This is a genomic window from Candidatus Binatia bacterium (assembly GCA_036382395.1).
GTDB lineage: Bacteria > Desulfobacterota > Binatia > HRBIN30 > HRBIN30 > JAGDMS01.
In genome coordinates this window covers 1-17,619 of record DASVHW010000124.1, presented here as the reverse complement: position 1 = coordinate 17,619, position 17,619 = coordinate 1, and the positions used below count along the sequence as shown (strand labels likewise).

The 17,619-nt window shown below is 61.9% G+C and carries 16 protein-coding genes; 12 read left to right on the top strand and 4 right to left on the bottom strand.

The window, feature by feature from the left end; translation table 11 throughout:
* Positions 1 to 175 precede the first annotated feature (175 nt).
* Genes VF515_05960 through greA form a run of 3 tightly spaced genes read left to right on the top strand, consistent with a single transcriptional unit; the run spans position 176 to position 2,036 of the window.
* Complete coding sequence (locus VF515_05960; GenBank protein ID HEX7407182.1) at positions 176 to 358, top strand: hypothetical protein; 183 nt, start codon at positions 176 to 178, stop codon at positions 356 to 358.
* Complete coding sequence (locus VF515_05955; protein ID HEX7407181.1) at positions 355 to 1,551, top strand: CoA transferase; 1,197 nt, start codon at positions 355 to 357, stop codon at positions 1,549 to 1,551. The genes VF515_05960 and VF515_05955 overlap by 4 nt, the downstream gene beginning before the upstream one ends.
* 8 nt (positions 1,552 to 1,559) lie before the next feature.
* Positions 1,560 to 2,036 (top strand): transcription elongation factor GreA, encoded by a 477-nt coding sequence (gene greA, locus VF515_05950; protein HEX7407180.1) that lies wholly within the window; start codon positions 1,560 to 1,562, stop codon positions 2,034 to 2,036.
* A gap of 22 nt (positions 2,037 to 2,058) precedes the next feature.
* On the opposite strand, the gene VF515_05945 is transcribed toward greA, so the two are convergent.
* Positions 2,059 to 3,063, bottom strand: a complete 1,005-nt coding sequence (locus VF515_05945; protein ID HEX7407179.1) for a galactose-1-phosphate uridylyltransferase — start codon at positions 3,061 to 3,063, stop codon at positions 2,059 to 2,061.
* Positions 3,064 to 3,147: 84 nt separating this feature from the next.
* Here VF515_05945 and VF515_05940 point away from each other — a divergent pair, with 84 nt between their 5' ends.
* The 8 genes from VF515_05940 (at position 3,148) to VF515_05905 (ending at position 12,883) form a co-directional block, all read left to right on the top strand.
* Positions 3,148 to 4,950 carry a long-chain fatty acid--CoA ligase gene (locus tag VF515_05940; GenBank protein HEX7407178.1) on the top strand — a complete coding sequence of 601 codons (1,803 nt, stop codon included), beginning with the start codon at positions 3,148 to 3,150 and terminating at the stop codon, positions 4,948 to 4,950.
* A 131-nt stretch (positions 4,951 to 5,081) separates the two neighbouring features.
* Positions 5,082 to 5,540: a ribosome maturation factor RimP gene (locus VF515_05935; GenBank protein HEX7407177.1), complete on the top strand. Its 459-nt coding sequence runs from the start codon at positions 5,082 to 5,084 to the stop codon at positions 5,538 to 5,540.
* Positions 5,541 to 5,558: 18 nt separating this feature from the next.
* Complete coding sequence (gene nusA / locus VF515_05930) at positions 5,559 to 6,923, top strand: transcription termination factor NusA (GenBank protein ID HEX7407176.1); 1,365 nt, start codon at positions 5,559 to 5,561, stop codon at positions 6,921 to 6,923.
* A gap of 288 nt (positions 6,924 to 7,211) precedes the next feature.
* Complete coding sequence (gene infB, locus VF515_05925) at positions 7,212 to 9,848, top strand: translation initiation factor IF-2 (GenBank protein ID HEX7407175.1); 2,637 nt, start codon at positions 7,212 to 7,214, stop codon at positions 9,846 to 9,848.
* 149 nt (positions 9,849 to 9,997) lie between these two features.
* Positions 9,998 to 10,285 (top strand): DUF503 domain-containing protein, encoded by a 288-nt coding sequence (locus VF515_05920; protein ID HEX7407174.1) that lies wholly within the window; start codon positions 9,998 to 10,000, stop codon positions 10,283 to 10,285.
* Positions 10,286 to 10,351: 66 nt separating this feature from the next.
* Complete coding sequence (rbfA, locus tag VF515_05915; protein ID HEX7407173.1) at positions 10,352 to 10,702, top strand: 30S ribosome-binding factor RbfA; 351 nt, start codon at positions 10,352 to 10,354, stop codon at positions 10,700 to 10,702.
* Complete coding sequence (gene truB / locus VF515_05910; protein HEX7407172.1) at positions 10,699 to 11,577, top strand: tRNA pseudouridine(55) synthase TruB; 879 nt, start codon at positions 10,699 to 10,701, stop codon at positions 11,575 to 11,577. Before rbfA ends, truB begins: the two co-directional genes overlap by 4 nt.
* Before the next feature lie 115 nt (positions 11,578 to 11,692).
* Positions 11,693 to 12,883 carry a thioredoxin domain-containing protein gene (locus VF515_05905; GenBank protein HEX7407171.1) on the top strand — a complete coding sequence of 397 codons (1,191 nt, stop codon included), beginning with the start codon at positions 11,693 to 11,695 and terminating at the stop codon, positions 12,881 to 12,883.
* Between the two features lie 2 nt (positions 12,884 to 12,885).
* Here the strand turns inward: VF515_05905 and VF515_05900 are convergent, their stop codons facing one another.
* Positions 12,886 to 13,041, bottom strand: coding sequence for a hypothetical protein (locus VF515_05900; protein HEX7407170.1), 156 nt, complete (start codon positions 13,039 to 13,041; stop codon positions 12,886 to 12,888).
* Positions 13,042 to 13,572: 531 nt separating this feature from the next.
* On the opposite strand from VF515_05900, the gene dnaA reads away from it, so the two are divergent.
* The gene (gene dnaA / locus VF515_05895; protein HEX7407169.1) at positions 13,573 to 14,913 is read left to right on the top strand and encodes a chromosomal replication initiator protein DnaA; all 1,341 of its coding nucleotides are present in this window, start codon (positions 13,573 to 13,575) and stop codon (positions 14,911 to 14,913) included.
* Positions 14,914 to 14,960: 47 nt separating this feature from the next.
* On the opposite strand, the gene VF515_05890 is transcribed toward dnaA, so the two are convergent.
* Both VF515_05890 and VF515_05885 read right to left on the bottom strand, forming a co-directional pair.
* Complete coding sequence (locus VF515_05890) at positions 14,961 to 16,472, bottom strand: GMC family oxidoreductase (protein HEX7407168.1); 1,512 nt, start codon at positions 16,470 to 16,472, stop codon at positions 14,961 to 14,963.
* Positions 16,469 to 17,329, bottom strand: a complete 861-nt coding sequence (locus VF515_05885) for a hypothetical protein (GenBank protein HEX7407167.1) — start codon at positions 17,327 to 17,329, stop codon at positions 16,469 to 16,471. Before VF515_05885 ends, VF515_05890 begins: the two co-directional genes overlap by 4 nt.
* Positions 17,330 to 17,619: the final 290 nt, after the last annotated feature.

Genomic DNA, 17,619 nt, shown 5'->3' with positions numbered 1-17,619 from the left:
TGCCGCTGACATGACCAACCAGCTGCTCGAAGCGTTCGGCCAGCGCACGCGCCAGAGCCCGGCGGAGGTCAAGCGCCTTCGTGAACGCGGTACCTGGAGGAATTTCGACCGCCGCCCGCCCGAGTAGCTCTTTACTGCTTCACGGACACATATTATAGGGAATTCGTCGATTCGTATGAAACGTTTTGTGATCGGCTTCCTCGTCGGTATGGGGCTCATGTATATGTACCTGCATCACGGCGACGCAGCGCAGACGGAAGTTCGCCGGTGGTTCGAAGGCTCGGCCTCGAAGTATCGCGACGATAAAGTCCATGGCGCCGCACGGGACGCCCTCGGAGAAGGCGGGCGACGGCCGTGACGGCGAAGGCACTCGATGATATCTGCGTCGTCGATCTGACCCGTGTCATTGCCGGGCCCTTCGCCACCACGCTGCTGGCCGATATGGGGGCCACGGTCATCAAGATCGAGTTGCCCGGGCGTGGGGATGATGCCCGGTACGGCTACCCCTCGGTAGAAGGTGTACCCATCGCCTTCCTGGCGCTGAATCGGAACAAGAAGGGGATCACGCTCGATATTCGCAAGCCGAAAGGGGCAGAGCTGTTCCGCAAATTGGTGCGGCACGCCGACGTCGTGGTGGAGAATTTTGCCGCCGGGACGATGGCGAAGTGGGGGTTTGCATACCCGGCGCTGTCGGCTATCAACTCACGCCTCATCTATGCTGCCTTGTCTGGATTTGGCCAGCAGGGTCCCTACGCCCAGCGCACGTCGTACGACATCATTGCGCAAGCCATGGGTGGGTTGATGGCCATGACCGGGTTTGCCGATGGGCCACCGCTCCGGGGCGGCGGGGCGCTGGGCGACTTCATCGGCGGAGTGTTTACCGCCACCGCCATCCTGTGCGCCCTACACTATCGAGATCGCACCGGTGTGGGCCAGATGGTGGACGTCTCGAACATGGACGCCGTATTCAGCATGTTGGACAACTGGCCCACGGTTTATGGTGTGACGAAGCAGTTGCCGCAGCGCCTCGGCAATCGGCACCCGTTCACCGCGCCGTACGACTGCTTTGGCGCCAAGGATGGGTACGTCGTCATCGGTGTCGGCAACAACCAGCTGTTCCGCGCCTTGGTGGCGGCGATGGGGATGCCCGATCTCGGCCGCGACCCGCGTTTCAAGTCGAGCGCCGCCCGTCTCGAGCGTCATGATGAAGTGAACCGGCTGGTCGGGGATTGGACCAAAGACCGCACCGTTGCCGAAATCATGCAGACCCTCGGCTCCGACGGCGCCAATATTCCATGCGCGCCGGTCATGACGATCGATCAGTTGCTCTCCGATCCACACCTGCGAGCCCGTGAGATGGTCATCGATCTGCCGCACGCGAAGCTGGGCACGATCCCGGTAACCGGTGTGCCGTTCAAGCTGTCGGCCTCGCCGGGCAAGGTAGAGCGGCTCGGCCCCGAGCTGGGCGAGCACAACGTCGAGATCTATGGGGACTTGCTCGGACTCTCTCAGCGTGACATCACTCAATTACAAGCTGAAGGCGTGATCTAGGAGTGAACATGGAGCTGCCGGTCTTACAACGGCTCAAGAAGGAGCTGGCGGATCTGCAATACGAACTCAGTCACAAGCTTCCCAAGGATTTGGAGGAAGCCAGTGCCCACGGGGATCTCAGCGAAAACGCGGAGTATGAAGCTGCCAAGAACAGGCAGGAGTTTGTGCGCGCGCGGATTGGTCAAATGCAGGGCCGCCTCCGTGACCTGTCACTGTACAACACCCAGTCCATCCCGCACGGCGTGGTGGCATACGGAAGCCGGGTGACGGTTGAAGATCTCGATGAAGGACAGTCGACGGTCTACGATATCGTCTTCCCGGAAGAAGTGAACCCTGCCGCCGGCCAGATCTCTTTGGGGTCTCCCATCGGACGTGCGCTGTTGAACAAGACCGTCGGCGATGAAGTGGAAGTACACACGCCGCGCGGCAAGCGCAACTATCAGATCACCGAGCTGATCACCCTGCACCAAAAGAGCTCAACCTAGGGGCGAGCGCCGGTAGCCGCCTCTACACGAGCGGTATGCCCTCGCGCAGGCAGGCCGCGGCGTCCTCCGGTGCGATGGGGTTGAAGTAGACCCCGGTGGCCCATTCCATCCCGATTTCCCCGCTCAGATGCGGGATGAGTTCCCAGTGCCAGTGGAACCCCTCGCCGTGTTCGCCGTTCAGCGGTCCACTGTGCAGCGCCAGGCTGAAATGCGGATCGTGCAGGGTGGTGCGCAACCTCGACATCGTGTCCTGGAAAATAGCGGCCAAGGCCGGCAGCGTGCGCTCGCCCATTTCGCCGAAGTCCGCCATGTGGCGGCGCGGCAGCAGCCATATCTCGAAAGGGAACCCGGAAGCGAAGGGCGCGAACGCCACAAAATCGTCATTGGCGACAATCACGCGCTCCTGGCGAAACTCTTCTTCGCGCAGCGCATCGCAGAAAACGCAGCGTTCTTTCAGCCGGAAGTATTCGCTGGCACCGATGAACTCGTCGTCGATGCGCCGGGGCGTGAAGGGCATGGCGACGATGTGCGAATGCTGGTGTGGATACCGGCTCCACGGCGCGCCGTAGTTCTTCATGATGACGGCGTGGCGGAAACGCCGGTCGTGGCGCAGGTCGTTGTAGCGAATGAGATAGGCGTGCAGCAGGCGCTCCATCTGCGCCAGGTCGAAGTCCGCCCAGTGGGCGTCGTGATCCGGCGTATCGGTCACCAGCTCATGCGCCCCGGTGGCGGTCATCAGATCGAAGAGCCCGACCCCGCGCCGCTCCAACGGACTTTCAACCCGCAGCAGCGGTTTTTGGTCCGGCGTGATGCGCACCGCCCACCCTTGCGGGTTCTGCAACGTGGGCTCGGTGCGCACGACGTAGATCTCCTGCGAGTTCATGTGTTCGTTGCCCGGACAAAACGGGCAAGGTGTTTCCTGGATCACAGGAGGACGGGCGAGACGGCGAGTGATCAGGTCTGCGCGACGCTCCGGGGCGATGATGACCCAGCGGCGAAGAAGGGGATCCCGACGCAGTTCCGACATGACAGCGCAGCCTCCCTAGCTTGCGGTACGTGACAAGAAAACACTATAGCCGTACCTGAGATCAGATTCCAAGGCGGCAACCCGATGACATCGTTTGACAACCTGGCAGCCATGTTCTTTGCACAGGAGCGACGTTACGCCGATCGCCCCCGCTACCGCTACAAGCGCGACGGCGTCTGGCAGGAGGTAAACTGGGCGACGTGTGCCGACCGGGTACGCGCCATGGCCTGTGGGCTGGTCAGCCTGGGCTTGGAGCCCGGCGAGCGGGTCGCCCTGCTTTCGAAAACACGACCGGAATGGATAGAGTTCGATCTGGCGGTTCTCGCCAGCGGCGGCATCACGGTGCCGATCTATCCCTCAAACCTCCCCGACGAATGCGGATACATCATCTGGGACTCCGGGACCACCATCGCCTGCGTCGAAAGCTCCCAGCAGCTGGCGAAGGTGCGTCAGGTGCAGCAACAGGGGTTCGAACTCGATGGCCGTCCGTACCGGATTGACCTGCGGCAGATGATCACGATCGACGAGACTGGCGATCCAGGGGCCATCAGCCTGCGGCAGCTGATGGAACGCGGGCGCTCGGTACCCGCATCCGTGCTGCACGAACGGATCAACAGAATTGGCCGCGACCAGCTCGCAACCATTGTCTACACCTCCGGCACGACGGGCCCGCCAAAGGGGGTCATGCAAAGCCACGGCAACCACCTCGCTGCGGTGGAGAGCGTCGGAGAGCTGCGCCTGGTCACCCCAGGCGACATCGACTTCTTCTTCTTGCCGTTGGCCCATTCGTTCGCCCGGCTGATCGAGTACCTGGGGCTGTCCGAGGCTATGGTCACGGCATTCGCCCAGAGCATCGACACCCTGATGGAAGACATTCACGAGGTACGCCCGCAACTGATTCCGTCGGTACCTCGGATTTACGAGAAGGTATTTGGTCGCATCCAGGCCGGCCGTGAGGCGAGCCCGGCGCCCAAGCGGCTCCTCCTGGATTGGGCCTTCGCTGTCGGCCGGCGGCGGAGCGAGCGCCTGCAGAGCGGCGGGACGTTATCGCCCGGGCTCGCCCTGCAGGCGGCCCTAGCCGATCGCCTCGTGTTCTCGAAGATCCAGGGCGTGCTCGGCGGCCGCACGAAATTCATGATCTCCGGGGGCGCACCACTGGCGCCGGAAATCGCCGAGTTTTTCCATGCGTCGGGCTTGCTCATCCTCGAGGGGTACGGACTCACCGAAACCACTCCCATCCTGACCGTGAACCAACCAGACAAATTCAAGTTCGGTACCGTCGGACTGCCACTTTCGTGCGTCACCCTCAAGATCGCCGCGGACGGTGAGATCCTGGCCAAAGGGCCCAACATCGCGCTGGGCTATTACAACCGGCCCGACGCCACCCGCGAGGCATGGGACGAAGAGGGCTGGTTCCACACCGGTGACATCGGAGAAATCGACGCCGAGGGCTTTCTCCGCATCACCGACCGCAAGAAAGATCTGATCAAGACGTCTGGCGGCAAGTACGTTGCCCCGCAGAACGTCGAGAACCTCCTGAAGACCCAACCGCACATCAGTCAAGCCGTGGTGATCGGTGACCGGCGGAAATACTGCGTGACCGTATTGACGCTGGACCATGATGAAGTACAGGCATGGGCGGCAAGAGAGCACATCCACCTCCCTGCGGATCGCAGTCAGTGGGCCGATGATGCACGGGTTCGGGCCTTGATCGATGCCGAGGTCGCCGAGGTCAACCGCCGCTTGGCATCGTACGAATCCCTCAAGTATCACCGCATCTTGCCGCGCGATTTCAGCGTCGAAACGGGCGAATTGACACCGAGTCTGAAGGTGAAGCGGAAGGTTATCGCTGAAAGATATCGCGATTTGATCGAGGACATGTACTAGCCGCCCGGCGCCCACCCTGCTGGGCGCACCCTCACCTTGCGGCCCGCTGGTGGCTTATGCTAGGAATCCAGTAAACTTAGGCCGCTGAGCAAAAGGTGGGCCGCCGCGCCCACTTTTTTATTTGAGGACAGATGAACGAAACAGTCGCTGAGCGGGTCTGGGAAATCGCCGAACCGTTGGTCGTACACGAGGGTCTAGAAATGGTGGACGTGGAGTTCCGTCGAGAGAGCCGGGGCATGGTGTTGCGCCTGTATCTCGACCGCGATGGCGGCGTCTCCCTCGACGATCTCACCCGAGTGAGCCGGCAGTTAGGCGATCTGCTAGACGTTCACGGCGCCGTGCCCGGCTCGTACTCACTCGAGGTGTCTTCGCCTGGAATCAATCGGCGTCTTCGTCGCCCGGACCATTTTCGGCGCTACCTCGGAAAGAAGGTGCGAGTGCGCACCACCGACCCCACGGAAGGCCGTCGCGACTTTGTGGGCGTCCTGCACTCAGTTGATGCGGACGGGATCGTGCTGGCGGCGGGCGAACTTTCCCACCCGATTCGCTTCGGCGAAATTGCCCGGGCGAACTACGAACCGGAGTCGTAGGTAGCGAAGGAGGTCGTCATGCAACCCGAATTGAGCCGGGTTATCGAGCAGGTCAGCAAAGAGAAGGGCATTGATCGCTCCATCGTGGTCAGCGCCATTGAGACGGCCATGCTCTCGGCGGCCAAGAAGCTCGTCGGACCGAACACGCAACTGGAAGCCAAGTTCAACCCCGAAATCGGCGAAGTGGAGCTGTTTAAAATTTTGACGGTGGTCGACCAGGTCACGGATGCAGAGGCCCAGATCTCTGTCGAGGACGCTCGCGAGAACCTCGACCCGGAAGCCCAGGTGGGCGATGACCTGCTGGAAAAACTCGATCAGCGCTACGGCCGCATCGCCGCACAAGCGGCCAAACAGAGCCTCATTCAGCGCCTGCGCGACGCCGAACGCGATATCATCTACAACGAATTCAAGGACCGCAAAGGCGAGCTGACCCATTCAGGTATCGTTCAACGCTTTGAGAGAAAGAATATCATCGTGAACCTGGGGCGCACCGACGCCATCCTGCCGGAGAAGGAACAGATCCCGCGGGAACGCTACCGTCAGGGCGATCGCATCCGCGCCTACATCATCGAAGTGGAAATGAGCAGCAAGGGGCCGCAAATCGTGCTGTCGCGGACCCACCCCGGGTTCCTCATCAAATTGTTCGAACAAGAAGTCCCCGAGGTCTACGAAGGCATCGTCGAGATCAAGGGCGCCGCCCGCGAACCGGGTGGTCGCGCCAAGATTGCCGTTGTTTCCAACGACCCGGACGTCGATCCCGTGGGGGCGTGTGTGGGCATGAAGGGAACTCGGGTCCAATCCGTGGTTCAGGAACTCCGGGGAGAGAAAATCGACATTGTCAATTGGACCCCAGATCCTGCTGAGTTTGTCTGTCGGGCGCTGGCCCCGGCGAAAGTCGCCAAGATCATCATGGATGAGGACGAACGCAGCATGGAAGTAATCGTGCCCGACGATCAGCTGTCCCTGGCGATCGGCCGTAAGGGGCAGAACGTCCGTCTGGCATCCCGGCTCAGCGGGTTCAAGCTGGATGTGCGCAGCGAGTCGGAGGCCGACGAGGAAGCGCGTCAAGCGCGGGCCTCGTTGGTGGGCGTCCCTGGCATCGGCGACGTCGCCGCCGAGTTGCTCTACCAGAACGGGTTCAAGTCCGCTGAAGAGGTTGCCCAGGCGGACGAGCCGACGCTGGCTGAAATCGAAGGTCTTGGTCCGGAGCGATCGGCATCGATCCTGAAGGCCGCCCGCGCCCATGTTGAAGCGAAAAAGCGTGAAGCCGAGGCGGCGGCCGTCGCAGCCGCCAGCGCAGCCGAGGCGGCGCAGACCGCAGCAGCCGAAGCAACGGAAGAAATCGAGTTGGCCGCTTCGCCGCAGGAGGACAAAGCATCGTGATGTCGAGGGCGGAACCGGTTCGCATGTGCTTGGGCTGCGGCGGGCGCGCTTCGCAAGCGGAGTTGCTGCGTCTTGGCATGGCCACAGATGACGCGCTCACGGTGGTCTCCAGGCGCCGGCACAGCGGTCGCACCGGCTATCTGCACCGCCAGCAAGCGTGTTGGGACCGGTTCGCGGCTCGCAAAGGCCCGGTGCGATCGCTCGGGCGCAGCATTGACGCCAAGTTGCGGGCGACTTTTGTGCAACAGCTGAAACAACTTGAGCAGTCCGGTATGATGAGGTAGTCCGATGCCGCGCAGACGTGTACACGAGCTCGCCAAAGAATACGGTATTGATGCCAAGGACCTTCTCGCGAAGCTTGAGAAAGTCGGAGTCCGCAACAAGCGGTCGCAGAGCTCGCTGACGGAAGACGAAGTCGAGCGGCTCAAGCCAGAGCTGGTACCAGAGGAGAAGCCCTCCGTTGCGGTGGGTGACGAGCGCGTCGTCCAGGGAACCGAAGGTCAGACCGTAGTCGAGCGCCGTGTGCGCACCAACGTGATCCGGCGCCGCACGACCCGCACCGAACCGGCTCTTGGAGTCGATGCGTCGACGCCTCTGGACGAGCCGCTGCCGCTGCACACCGAATCGTTTGAATCGTTCGAATCCTTTGCGATGCCTGAACCCTTGCCGGAATCCCCTTCGATACCGCCTCACGTGGATGAACCCGTGATTGAAGCTGTTCCGCCGACATCTGAACCCGTGCCGCCGCCCATGCCTGCCCCTGCCGTGGCAAAGGCTCCGGAGCCGAAGCCCGCAATCGAAGTGCTGCGCGGCCCACGCGTGCTTGGCAGAATCGACCTGCGCAAAACGGTAACCCCAGCCGCACCGGTACGGCGAGAGGCCACGACCGATGCCGGCAGAGAACGCCTGCGACGTGAGGGCACCCAGCTGCCACCGTCACCCCAACCGCCAGCCGCGCCCGAAGGGGAGGAAGCCAAGCCGCGCAAGAAGAAGCGGCGCGTGATCAGCAAACCGGAGTTCCAAGAGCTGACGGATCAGGAACGGCGGCGCGCGAGACTCCCGCGCAAGAAGAAGGCCCTGCCCGGAAAAGAACAGAAGAAAACCGAAATCACTACGCCGCGCGCCAGCAAGCGTGTGGTGCGGATCTCAGAGGTCGTCACGGTCGGCGAATTGGCCAAAGCGATGGGCGTCAAGGCCGGCGAGATCATCAAGAAGCTGATGGACTCCGGGATGATGGCCACCATCAACCAGGTGCTCGATTTCGACACCGCGAGCCTGATAGCATCGGAATTCGAGTACAACATCGAGAACGTCGCCTTTGACGCAGAATCCGCCCTCGAAATCGGGCACGAAGCTCCGACGGACGACAACGTGCAGCCCCGGCCGCCAGTGGTCACGATCATGGGCCACGTCGATCACGGCAAGACCTCACTGCTCGATGCCATTCGCCAGACGAACGTCACGGCACAAGAGGCCGGCGGCATCACGCAACATATCGGCGCCTACCGCGTCGACGTGCGCGGCAGGCAAGTCACTTTCCTCGACACGCCGGGCCACGAAGCCTTTACGGCAATGCGGGCGCGCGGCGCGAAGGTCACCGACATGGTCGTGCTGGTGGTGGCCGCCGATGACGGGGTGATGCCGCAAACCGTGGAAGCGATCAATCACGCCCGGGCGGCCAATGTGCCGATCATCGTGGCCATCAACAAGATCGACAAGCCGGACGCCAACGTCGAACGGATCAAGCAGAGCCTCACGGAATACGGTCTTGTCGCCGAAGATTGGGGTGGAGATACCATTTGCGTGCCGGTGTCTGCCAAGACGAAAGAAGGCCTCCCGCACCTCCTGGAAATGCTCCTCCTGCAAGCTGACGTTCTCGAACTCAAGGCCAACCCGGACAAGCGCGCCCGCGGGACCATCGTCGAAGCCAAGCTGGATCGGGGCCGGGGCCCGGTGGCGACGGTTTTGGTGCAGGAAGGCACGCTGAAGGGCGGCGATCCCTTCGTCTGTGGCGGTAATTACGGACGTGTCCGGGCGATGGTGGACGACATGGGACGGAAGGTGGATCTCGCCGGACCTTCGACCCCGGTTGAAATCCTCGGCCTGCAGGGCGTCCCGGAAGCTGGCAACTCCTTCGTCGTTGTGGGCGATGAGGCCACGGCACGCCAGGTGGCGGAACACCGCCGCGGTAAGCAGCGGGAAGCGACCCTGGTGAAGACGGCCAAGGTTTCACTGGAAGACCTCTACCATCAGATCCAAGCCGGCGATATCAAAGAACTCCGCGTAGTAATCAAAGCGGATGTCCAGGGCTCGGTGGAAGCCTTGTCCGAGGCGCTGAGTCGCTTGTCCACTGACGAAGTCCGCCTCAACGTCCTGCATGCGTCTGTGGGCGGCATCACGGAAAGCGATGTGCTGCTGGCCTCGGCCTCCAATGCCGTCGTCATCGGCTTCAACGTGCGCCCGGAATCGAAAGCGACGGACGTCGCAGAGCGCGAGGGCGTCGATGTCCGCCTCTACACCGTGATCTACGACGCCTTGAACGATGTCCGGGATGCCATGGAAGGTCTGCTCGAGCCGACCGTGCGCGAAAAGACCGTGGGGCGTGCCGAGGTGCGGCAAGTGTTCAGCGTTCCCAGCTTCGGGGTCATCTCCGGATCGTTCGTGCTCGATGGCAAGATCACGCGCAACGCGGCGGCCCGCCTGGTTCGCGATCACGTCGTGGTGTACACCGGCAAGGTGACCAGCCTGCGCCGGTTCAAAGAAGACGCCCGTGAAGTGCAGACCGGGTACGAGTGTGGCATCGGGCTGGAGAACTACCAAGACGCAAAGGTCGGGGACATCATCGAGGTGTACGAGACCGAGCGGGTCGCACGGCGGCTGACGCCATCCACTGGCAAGACGGCGGCTGCCGAACGGCGGCTGTAAGTGCCCTGGTAGATGCATGCCGCAACCCGCCTAGCGAGCCGCGCCTGACTCACACAGGGAAGCCGAACGCAATTGTCCATCGTGTGGCGCCGCGCAGGGCGGAAATATATGCCCAGTTGCTAGGGCAGGCGCAAGCGAGATCGGCGGCCGTGGTTGTTGGAGTCCTCAAGCTCACACTTTTCCTGCCGGAGAACCATTCGCTCAAAGGCAAGCGCGGTGTCATCAAGAAGATCAAAGCCCGCGTGGCCAACACGTTCAATGTCTCGATTGCTGAGTGCGACGGGCAGGATCTGTGGCAGCGGGCGGTGCTGGGTGTTTGTCAAGTCGGGACCGACGTCCCGCATGTCGACGGGGCGTTACGCCAAGTGGTGCGCTTCATCGACGACATGCAGGTGGCCGAGCTGGGCGAAGACAGCATTGAAGTTTTCCATTGCTAATCGACCGGTGAGTAGAGTGGGCATCCACCTGCGCGCCCGGCCCGAACCCGCAGGGGCGGGCCTATTATGAGCGTGCGGCGGGCAGAGCGTGTCGGGGAAGCCGTACGGGAAGTGATTGCCGACATGTTGTTGCGCGACATCAAGGACCCCCGCGTCGGTATGATTACCCTGACGGTGGTGGAATTGACCGATGACCTCAAGCACGGGAAGGTTTACTTCAGTTGCGTCGGCGATGAAGCGGCGCGCCAGCGTTCGCTCGACGGGTTGCGCAGCGCCGCCGGGTTCATCAGGGCGCAGGTGACGCGCCGGCTGAAGCTACGGCACGCCCCTGGCTTCACCTTCCTTTTCGATCCCACCCTTGAAGTCGCCAGCCGCCTCGCGAGCTTGCTGAAAGATGCCACGCCCCAGGACGAATGATGGGTCTGGACGGCCTGCTGATCGTCGATAAGCCCGAAGGCATGACCTCGGCCGACGTCGTGCGTATCATCAAGCGGCGCGTGGGGAGCAAGACCGGCCACCTTGGCACGCTCGACCCCTTCGCCAGCGGCGTTCTGCCGGTGTGCATTGGTGAAGGAACCAAGATCGCGCAGTTCCTCAATTTCGCAGGCAAAGAATACACCGGCCTCATCGGACTCGGCCAGGAAACCGACACCGGCGATCCGACCGGGACAGTAACGGTGACCGCACCCGTACCGGACATCACGCCGGAGCGGCTGGCCGAAACGGCGAGGCAATTTTGCGGCGAACTCGTACAGACTCCGCCGATGTATTCCGCCATCAAACACCACGGCACGCCGCTGTATAAGCTGGCTCGGCAGGGCATTGCCATTGAGCGCCAGCCGCGCCGGGTTCATATCGAAGATCTGCGCTTGAGCCGCCACAGCGACGGCACAATCGCCTTCGCGGTATCGTGCTCCAAAGGCACCTACATCCGCGTGCTGGCGCAGCAGATCGGTACGTCACTCGGCACGGTCGCCTGTCTGCAGGCCCTGCGGCGGACGAAATTCGGACCCTTCGGCCTGGACCAAGCGATCACGCTGGAGGCCCTCGACCGGGCCGAATTGCCGCTGCTTGGGTTGCGCCAAGCGCTGCCGCAGCTGCGTGAAATCCGCATCGATGCCGAGGCGGCGCAGCGCGCCCGGCAGGGTTATGAACCGGTGCTCGGCACTATCGCATCCGGCGAGCGGGACGAAGCCGTGAAGCTGGTCGGGCCCGACGATGAGTTAGCGGCGGTAGTCATTGCGGACCGGTTCGGGCGTTGGCGCTTCGGCCGAGTTTTTGCGCGACATTAACGGCACTGATGACAGGAGCTTCCCTTCTGATCACGAGAGTCGGTGCACTTGCGGCCTACGCCCGAGGCTGGCAAGAAGGGTCGAACTCCAAACGGTCCCCCGGATGTACCAGCGTTTGAAAAAGATCCTCCCGGTCCTGCTACTCGCACTGACCGGATTAGGTGTCAGTATCGTCGCCGAGGCTGTTCACCTCCGGCTCGTCGCTAATCCCAACTACGCGAGCTTTTGCAACATCAACGCCAACGTCAATTGTGACGTCGTAATGGGTAGTCGGTATGCAGAGCTCGTCGGTGTCTCGGTCGCACTGTGGGCGATCCTCTACTACCTGGTACTCATTGGTCTGGCGGCGGCTTTCGTTGGTGCGGCTCGTGCCAGTTTCCGTGAGAAGCTCGCAACGGTCGGGCTCTTGCTAGCCAGCTGGGGTCTGCTCTTCTCGAGCTACATGGCAGTGATCGCGTTCGGCGTCCTGCATACGGTCTGCGTCATGTGCTCTGGTCTATACCTCGTCAATATTGGAATGTTTCCCGCCGCTTGGCGGTTGCGCTCTCAATTGCAGACATCCAGCCGCCAACAGGCGGCGAAGCGTCGCAAGCAAGACCGACTCGTGCTCGTCGGGGTTGCCATTGCCGCGCTGGTCCTGCTTGCTATCGGAAGCTGGGAAGCTTTCGGTCGCGGCGTGCGCCCGTCGGACGCTGCGGCCATCGCGCGCCTGCGTCCTGACTTCTATCGCTGGTATATGGCCCTGCCCGTCATGCGTGTACCCCTCGACGGTGGCCAATCGCGCGGGAACGCTGATGCGACCGTGACCATCGTAGAGTTCTCCGATTTTGAGTGCGGTCATTGCGCCAAGTTTCATGCCAGCTTGGATAGCGTCCTGCATCGCCGTGGGCAGGACATCCGTGTCGTGTTTCATCATTTTCCGTTAGACTCCGAGTGTAATCCCAAAGTGAGTGCTCAGTTGCACCGCGATGCTTGCCTGGCAGCGGTAGGTTCCGAATGCGCCGCCGAGCAAGGAAAGTTCTGGCCGTATCACGACATTCTGTTTGACAACCAACAACGACTCGGACGACAGGGGTTAATCGAGTTCGCGACCCGACTCGGATTTGACGTCCCTCGCTTCGTGGCATGCCTCGATAGTCCAGCACCGCGAGCGCGGGTGGAACAAGACGTCAATGAAGCCGCGGCGCTCGGCATCGACTCCACACCGACGGTGTTCATCAACGGCCGATTGGTGAAAGGCGCGCTCGAGCCAGATCTGCTCAGCGACGCGGTAACGTTAGCGCAATCAGCTTCTCGGTCGCAGTGATTTCACTCGTCAGGCGGGTGAACTGCGATGGCCGAATGCTCCCAGGTGCGCTTGCTGATCTTCAGCAGCCCCTGCCGGAACGGATAGCTCGACGGTGGCACCTCTACCAGTCGGTAGGGAAGATTGACGGTGTGAGGCGTCCGCGTTGCGCCACTCATGCCTCCGTAACCGTACTGAGTCCAGAAGATCGAAGATCACGTGGGCGCCGCATCCGCAGCGGAAAAGCGCTCTGCTCTTGCCCAAAGGCGCGAATGTTTTCCAAGAGAAGAGCCTCTGCAATTCGCACCTGTCGACTTTTCGCGAGGTTACGACGACGCACGCACGTGGTCGAAATCACGAATATCGTTTCACGATATATTCGACTTCGCCGATGTACGCGGAAAGTCAGCACAAGCGCCACGGCGCGAAAAGTTTGTTGACAGTACGGCCGGCGATCGATTAAGACGACCTTGCTCTCGATCTCTGATCCTAACTCTTTGAATCGCGAATGACTCTTGTCGGCTGCGCACGTTGCCTTCCTGAAACGGAAGGGCGGGCGGGCATGTGGCGGGAAGGTGTGCATGGGCGGGGTGGAGGACGGACGGAAGTGGTGCGGTGGCGGTTACTTACCGCGTTGTCCCCAAGTGTGGATAACCTTCGTGCGCGGCCGACAGGACTTTTGACACGGACTGTGGGAGGGGCGGCAACAAATGGAGGCCGATTGGTTGGAAGCACTGCCGCGAATGCGGCAGCTGGTTGGAGACCGAAACTTTGCAACTTGGATTGAGCCGATTTGTTGTTCGAAGGACGAGACCGGATTCCTGCTGGAGGTCGGCAGCCGGTTTTTTCAGGAATGGGTGACGCGACATTTTCTGCCGACAATTCGCCAGACGCTGACCAAAGCGGATGGAAAAGCTCCGGCCGTTCGCGTCGGAGTTGCGGCACAGAGAGCGGAATCGCGTCCGCGCCCCAGCGAGGTGCCAGCGAAGACGTTACGTGCCTCGGCACCGCGAATGCCCAAGATCGGACGTCTGGTCCCGGACTACACCTTCGAGAATTTTGTCGTTGGCCAGGCAAATGAGGTCGCGTATCAAGCGGCCCGTTCAGTTGCCGAGATGCCCGGCCGCCGTTTTAATCCGTTGTTCTTATGCGGGGGCGTTGGTCTCGGCAAGACTCATCTCGTCAATGCGCTGGCGCACGACTTGCTGACCGGGCGCTCCCGGCGCCGCATCGCCTGCCTTGCCGCGGAAGCGTTCATGAACAACTTGATCACGTCGCTGCGGCACGACCAGATGGCATCCTTTCGCGACAGCTTTCGCGAAGTGGAAGTGCTGATTCTCGATGACGTGCAATTTCTCGCCGGCAAGGAACGCACACAGGAAGAGTTCTTCCATACGTTCAATGCCCTCCAGGCCGCCGGCCACCAAGTCGTACTGACATGCGACAAGCCGCCGCATGCAATTGCCGGGCTCGAGCAACGCTTGCGCAGCCGCTTCGAAGGAGGATTGATCGCCGATGTCCACCCACCGACGTGCGAAATGCGCGTCGCCATCGTCACCAAGAAGGCGGCCTTGCACGGGACGGACCTGCCCCCAGGCGTCGCCTTGCTCGTGGCACAGCGAAGCGGTCCCAGCGTGCGTGAACTGGAGGGAGCACTGACCCGCGTGATGGCAACCACCGCATTGCGCGGCGTGCCGTTGACGACGTCACTGGTGGAAAGTCTGCTGGCCCCAATTACGCGACCCCTATGCCTATTGTCGGTTGAAGCCATTCAAGAGAAGGTGAGCCAGCATTTTCGCGTCTCGGTCAACGACCTGAAGTCGCACCGCCGCGACCGCCCCGTCACCTTCGCCCGCCAGATTGCCATGTATCTCAGCCGGACGTTGGCAGAAGTGTCATTTCCGAGCATTGCCGAGAAATTCGGCGGTCGCGATCATTCCACCGTGATGCACGCGGTGCGTGCAGTGGAAGACAAACGCAAGCAGGATCCGCACACCGGGAATTTGTTGATGACGCTGGAACACGAGCTACGCAGCCGGCAGAGCGCGTAGCCCTTCGTCAGGCGATCCGAGACGCGGGCGGCGATCCTGGTTCGTTTTCACAGGCCGCTGGCGATGTGCGCGGCGATACGCGCGGCCAGAGCCATGATCGTGATCTGTGGATTGACTTTGCAGGACGACGGAAAGAGGCTGGCGTCGCCGACGTAGAGATGGCGCACGCCGTGATACTCGCCGAAGGAGTCGGTGACCGCGCGCCGAGGATCCTCGCCCATGCGACAGGTGCCCTGCGGGTGGAAGGCCATCATGTCGATGTCTTGTGGCCGCAACCGCTCGGCTTCGAGGGCGCGGGCGTCACCTGGGTCACGTAAAACCGGTTTTGTGTATACCGCCGAGTACACTTCGCGTGCGCCGCCGGCAAAGAACATCTGTGCGGTGAGGCTCACTGCACGGGTGAGCTTTCGCACATCCTCGGAGCGCATGCGGTAGGTAACCAACGGCCACCCGTGTCCCGAGCCGCGGGCGCGCACCCGGCCTTCCGAAACATCGGAGATGAGCGCCCCAAAGGAGCCGAGCCGCGCAAAGTTCGCCATCAAGCTCTTATGCGCCTGCCCGACGCCTGGCAGTACCGCTGCTGCCAGCGCCGGCGGAACAAACTGCCCTTGGATGAAGATGCCCTCGCGGGTGAATTCATGCACGTTGAAGGCCTGCGGAACTTCTTCCCAGCCTCGGACCTCCTCGTCGTACAGGGCAACGACGCGGGCCGCCGGATGAATGTGTAGATTGCGCCCCAACCAACCGGAACCGTCCGGCACGCCACTGCGCTGCAGGAGCGCCGGCGTCAGCAGGGCACCGCAGGCGACGACGACCCGGTCAGCTAGCACCCGGATCTGGTGACCCGTACTGCGGTCGTTGCCATCGAGGCAGCTCCCCATAACTCCAAAGGCGCGGCCGTTGTTGGTCAAGATCCGGTCAGCACGGCAGCGGCTGTAGAGGTGCGCTCCGGCTGCCAGCGCCCGTGGAACATACCCCACATGCATCGCCTGTTTGGCATCCTGCGGGCAGCCCAGGGCGCACACGCCCGTACCCATACAGCCGCGTTCGTTGCGCGGAATGCGGGCGCCGGCAAACCCGAGGGCCTTGGCGCCGCGTTCGAAGAACTGACTGTTCTTGCCGTAGGTGGCGTCCGGTACCGGCTCGACGTTCAGCTCGCGCTCGACCTTTTCGAAGTAGGGCCGCAAGGACGGCTCTTCGATCTGCTCGACACCGCAATCGCGCCGCCAGGAATCCAGCACGTAGTCCGGGGCACGGTAGCAACTCCCGGAGTTGATCACGGTGGTACCGCCAACGCATTTTCCCAGCGGGATGGGAATGGTCACCCTGCCCATGGTGCCAGTCAGCCCCCGATTGCGGTACAAGCGGTCGATCATTTGGCGCGGATCGCCGGAAAAGTCTTTCCCGGTGTAGAATCCCCCCTCCTCCAACAGCACGACTTCGATCCCGGCTTCGGCAAGCTCCTTGGCGACGACCGCACCCCCGGCGCCCGATCCAATCACGCAAACGCGTGTGGCGAGATTGACGTCGTGCTTTATGGAAGCGCCATCAACGATCATTGGAGGCGCGCACGGTGATCGGCGGCGTTTGGTCCCGCCAGGAGTTTCTCTCTCACGTACCTGCCATCGTAGCCAACGGCGTCTTGCACCTCGGGATAGTTATAGAAATGCAGTGTCCCGATGAGCTTGAGACTGGTAATCAGCTGCCGCCGTACGGTGAGACGCGAGCGCTCAAAGTCGCCCAGGTAGCGTTCCCGCTCCTCGGCCGATAAGCGTGAGAAACGCGTCCGCCTCGGACCGAATACGTAGGGCCCGTACTCGAGCGTGCGCAACAAGAGCCCCAAGCCGAGCAGGCCGTGTGTGTGCAGCTCTTGAAAGTACTGCGAGAGATCTCGGGCCAGCGGCGTCGCCTGCCCTCCAGCCTCGAAGGCCCCGCCCGAAGGAAACAACGTATCAATCAAAGCGTCGAGCACTGGCGCGCTGCGTTCCACCCACCGCGCTTCATTAGCGGATGATTGGCTCACCACGCCGGTCCACGCGTAGCACCCGAGAACCAGGAGCGTAATGGAACCATCCACCAGGAAATTCGACAGATACAAAAACGTCGGGCTCGTGAAGACGAAGAAAAGCAAGCTCGTGAAGGACGAGGAAAATTTGCCCACCGCAAGCACCGGCATGAGATGACGGTAGCGTGTCGGATCCTTCTGAATGAGGACGGCGAGCACGGTCACCAGCGCCATGTATGAAACCCCGAGGCTCAACCAGAAGCGGAGGTCGGATTCCGGTGCGGGCGGGAAAACCCTAAAGATCGAACCGGTGGCGTTGATGGCGCGCACCGTTCCATTCGGAAACAGGAGAAAGATCGCCCCGACCACGCCAAATGTAACTGCAAGGAGCCGAAAGATTAACCGAACCATCCGATCGGCAGAAGCAGCCTGTTGACCATGGGAAGCCGAAGTGGCCGTCTGGGCCGTCGACATGTTCGGCACTCTATGAAGCCCTCTCGGCCGAGTCAACCGACACCTTCTTGAAAATCCCCGCTTGACTGCATGAGACGCGCGATTGATTTTGCCACGGCTCGCGTAAGGCCCGCTCTCGCTCGCGGGATCGGGTCTTACGCTTTTCGGCGGATCGCTTTTCGTTTCCGAATGCGATTGACAAAGGCCCACAGGAGGACGAAAAAGGCCGTCAATCATGCGGTTCATCA

Coding starts and splice junctions, on each gene's coding strand:
- VF515_05960 (HEX7407182.1), top strand. CDS start 176: ATGAAACGTTTTGTGATCGGCTTCCTCGTCGGTATGGGGCTCATGTAT.
- greA (HEX7407180.1), top strand. CDS start 1,560: ATGGAGCTGCCGGTCTTACAACGGCTCAAGAAGGAGCTGGCGGATCTG.
- VF515_05945 (HEX7407179.1), bottom strand. CDS start 3,063: ATGTCGGAACTGCGTCGGGATCCCCTTCTTCGCCGCTGGGTCATCATC.
- VF515_05940 (HEX7407178.1), top strand. CDS start 3,148: ATGACATCGTTTGACAACCTGGCAGCCATGTTCTTTGCACAGGAGCGA.
- VF515_05935 (HEX7407177.1), top strand. CDS start 5,082: ATGAACGAAACAGTCGCTGAGCGGGTCTGGGAAATCGCCGAACCGTTG.
- nusA (HEX7407176.1), top strand. CDS start 5,559: ATGCAACCCGAATTGAGCCGGGTTATCGAGCAGGTCAGCAAAGAGAAG.
- infB (HEX7407175.1), top strand. CDS start 7,212: ATGCCGCGCAGACGTGTACACGAGCTCGCCAAAGAATACGGTATTGAT.
- rbfA (HEX7407173.1), top strand. CDS start 10,352: ATGAGCGTGCGGCGGGCAGAGCGTGTCGGGGAAGCCGTACGGGAAGTG.
- truB (HEX7407172.1), top strand. CDS start 10,699: ATGATGGGTCTGGACGGCCTGCTGATCGTCGATAAGCCCGAAGGCATG.
- VF515_05900 (HEX7407170.1), bottom strand. CDS start 13,041: ATGAGTGGCGCAACGCGGACGCCTCACACCGTCAATCTTCCCTACCGA.
- dnaA (HEX7407169.1), top strand. CDS start 13,573: ATGGAGGCCGATTGGTTGGAAGCACTGCCGCGAATGCGGCAGCTGGTT.
- VF515_05890 (HEX7407168.1), bottom strand. CDS start 16,472: ATGATCGTTGATGGCGCTTCCATAAAGCACGACGTCAATCTCGCCACA.
- VF515_05885 (HEX7407167.1), bottom strand. CDS start 17,329: ATGGTTCGGTTAATCTTTCGGCTCCTTGCAGTTACATTTGGCGTGGTC.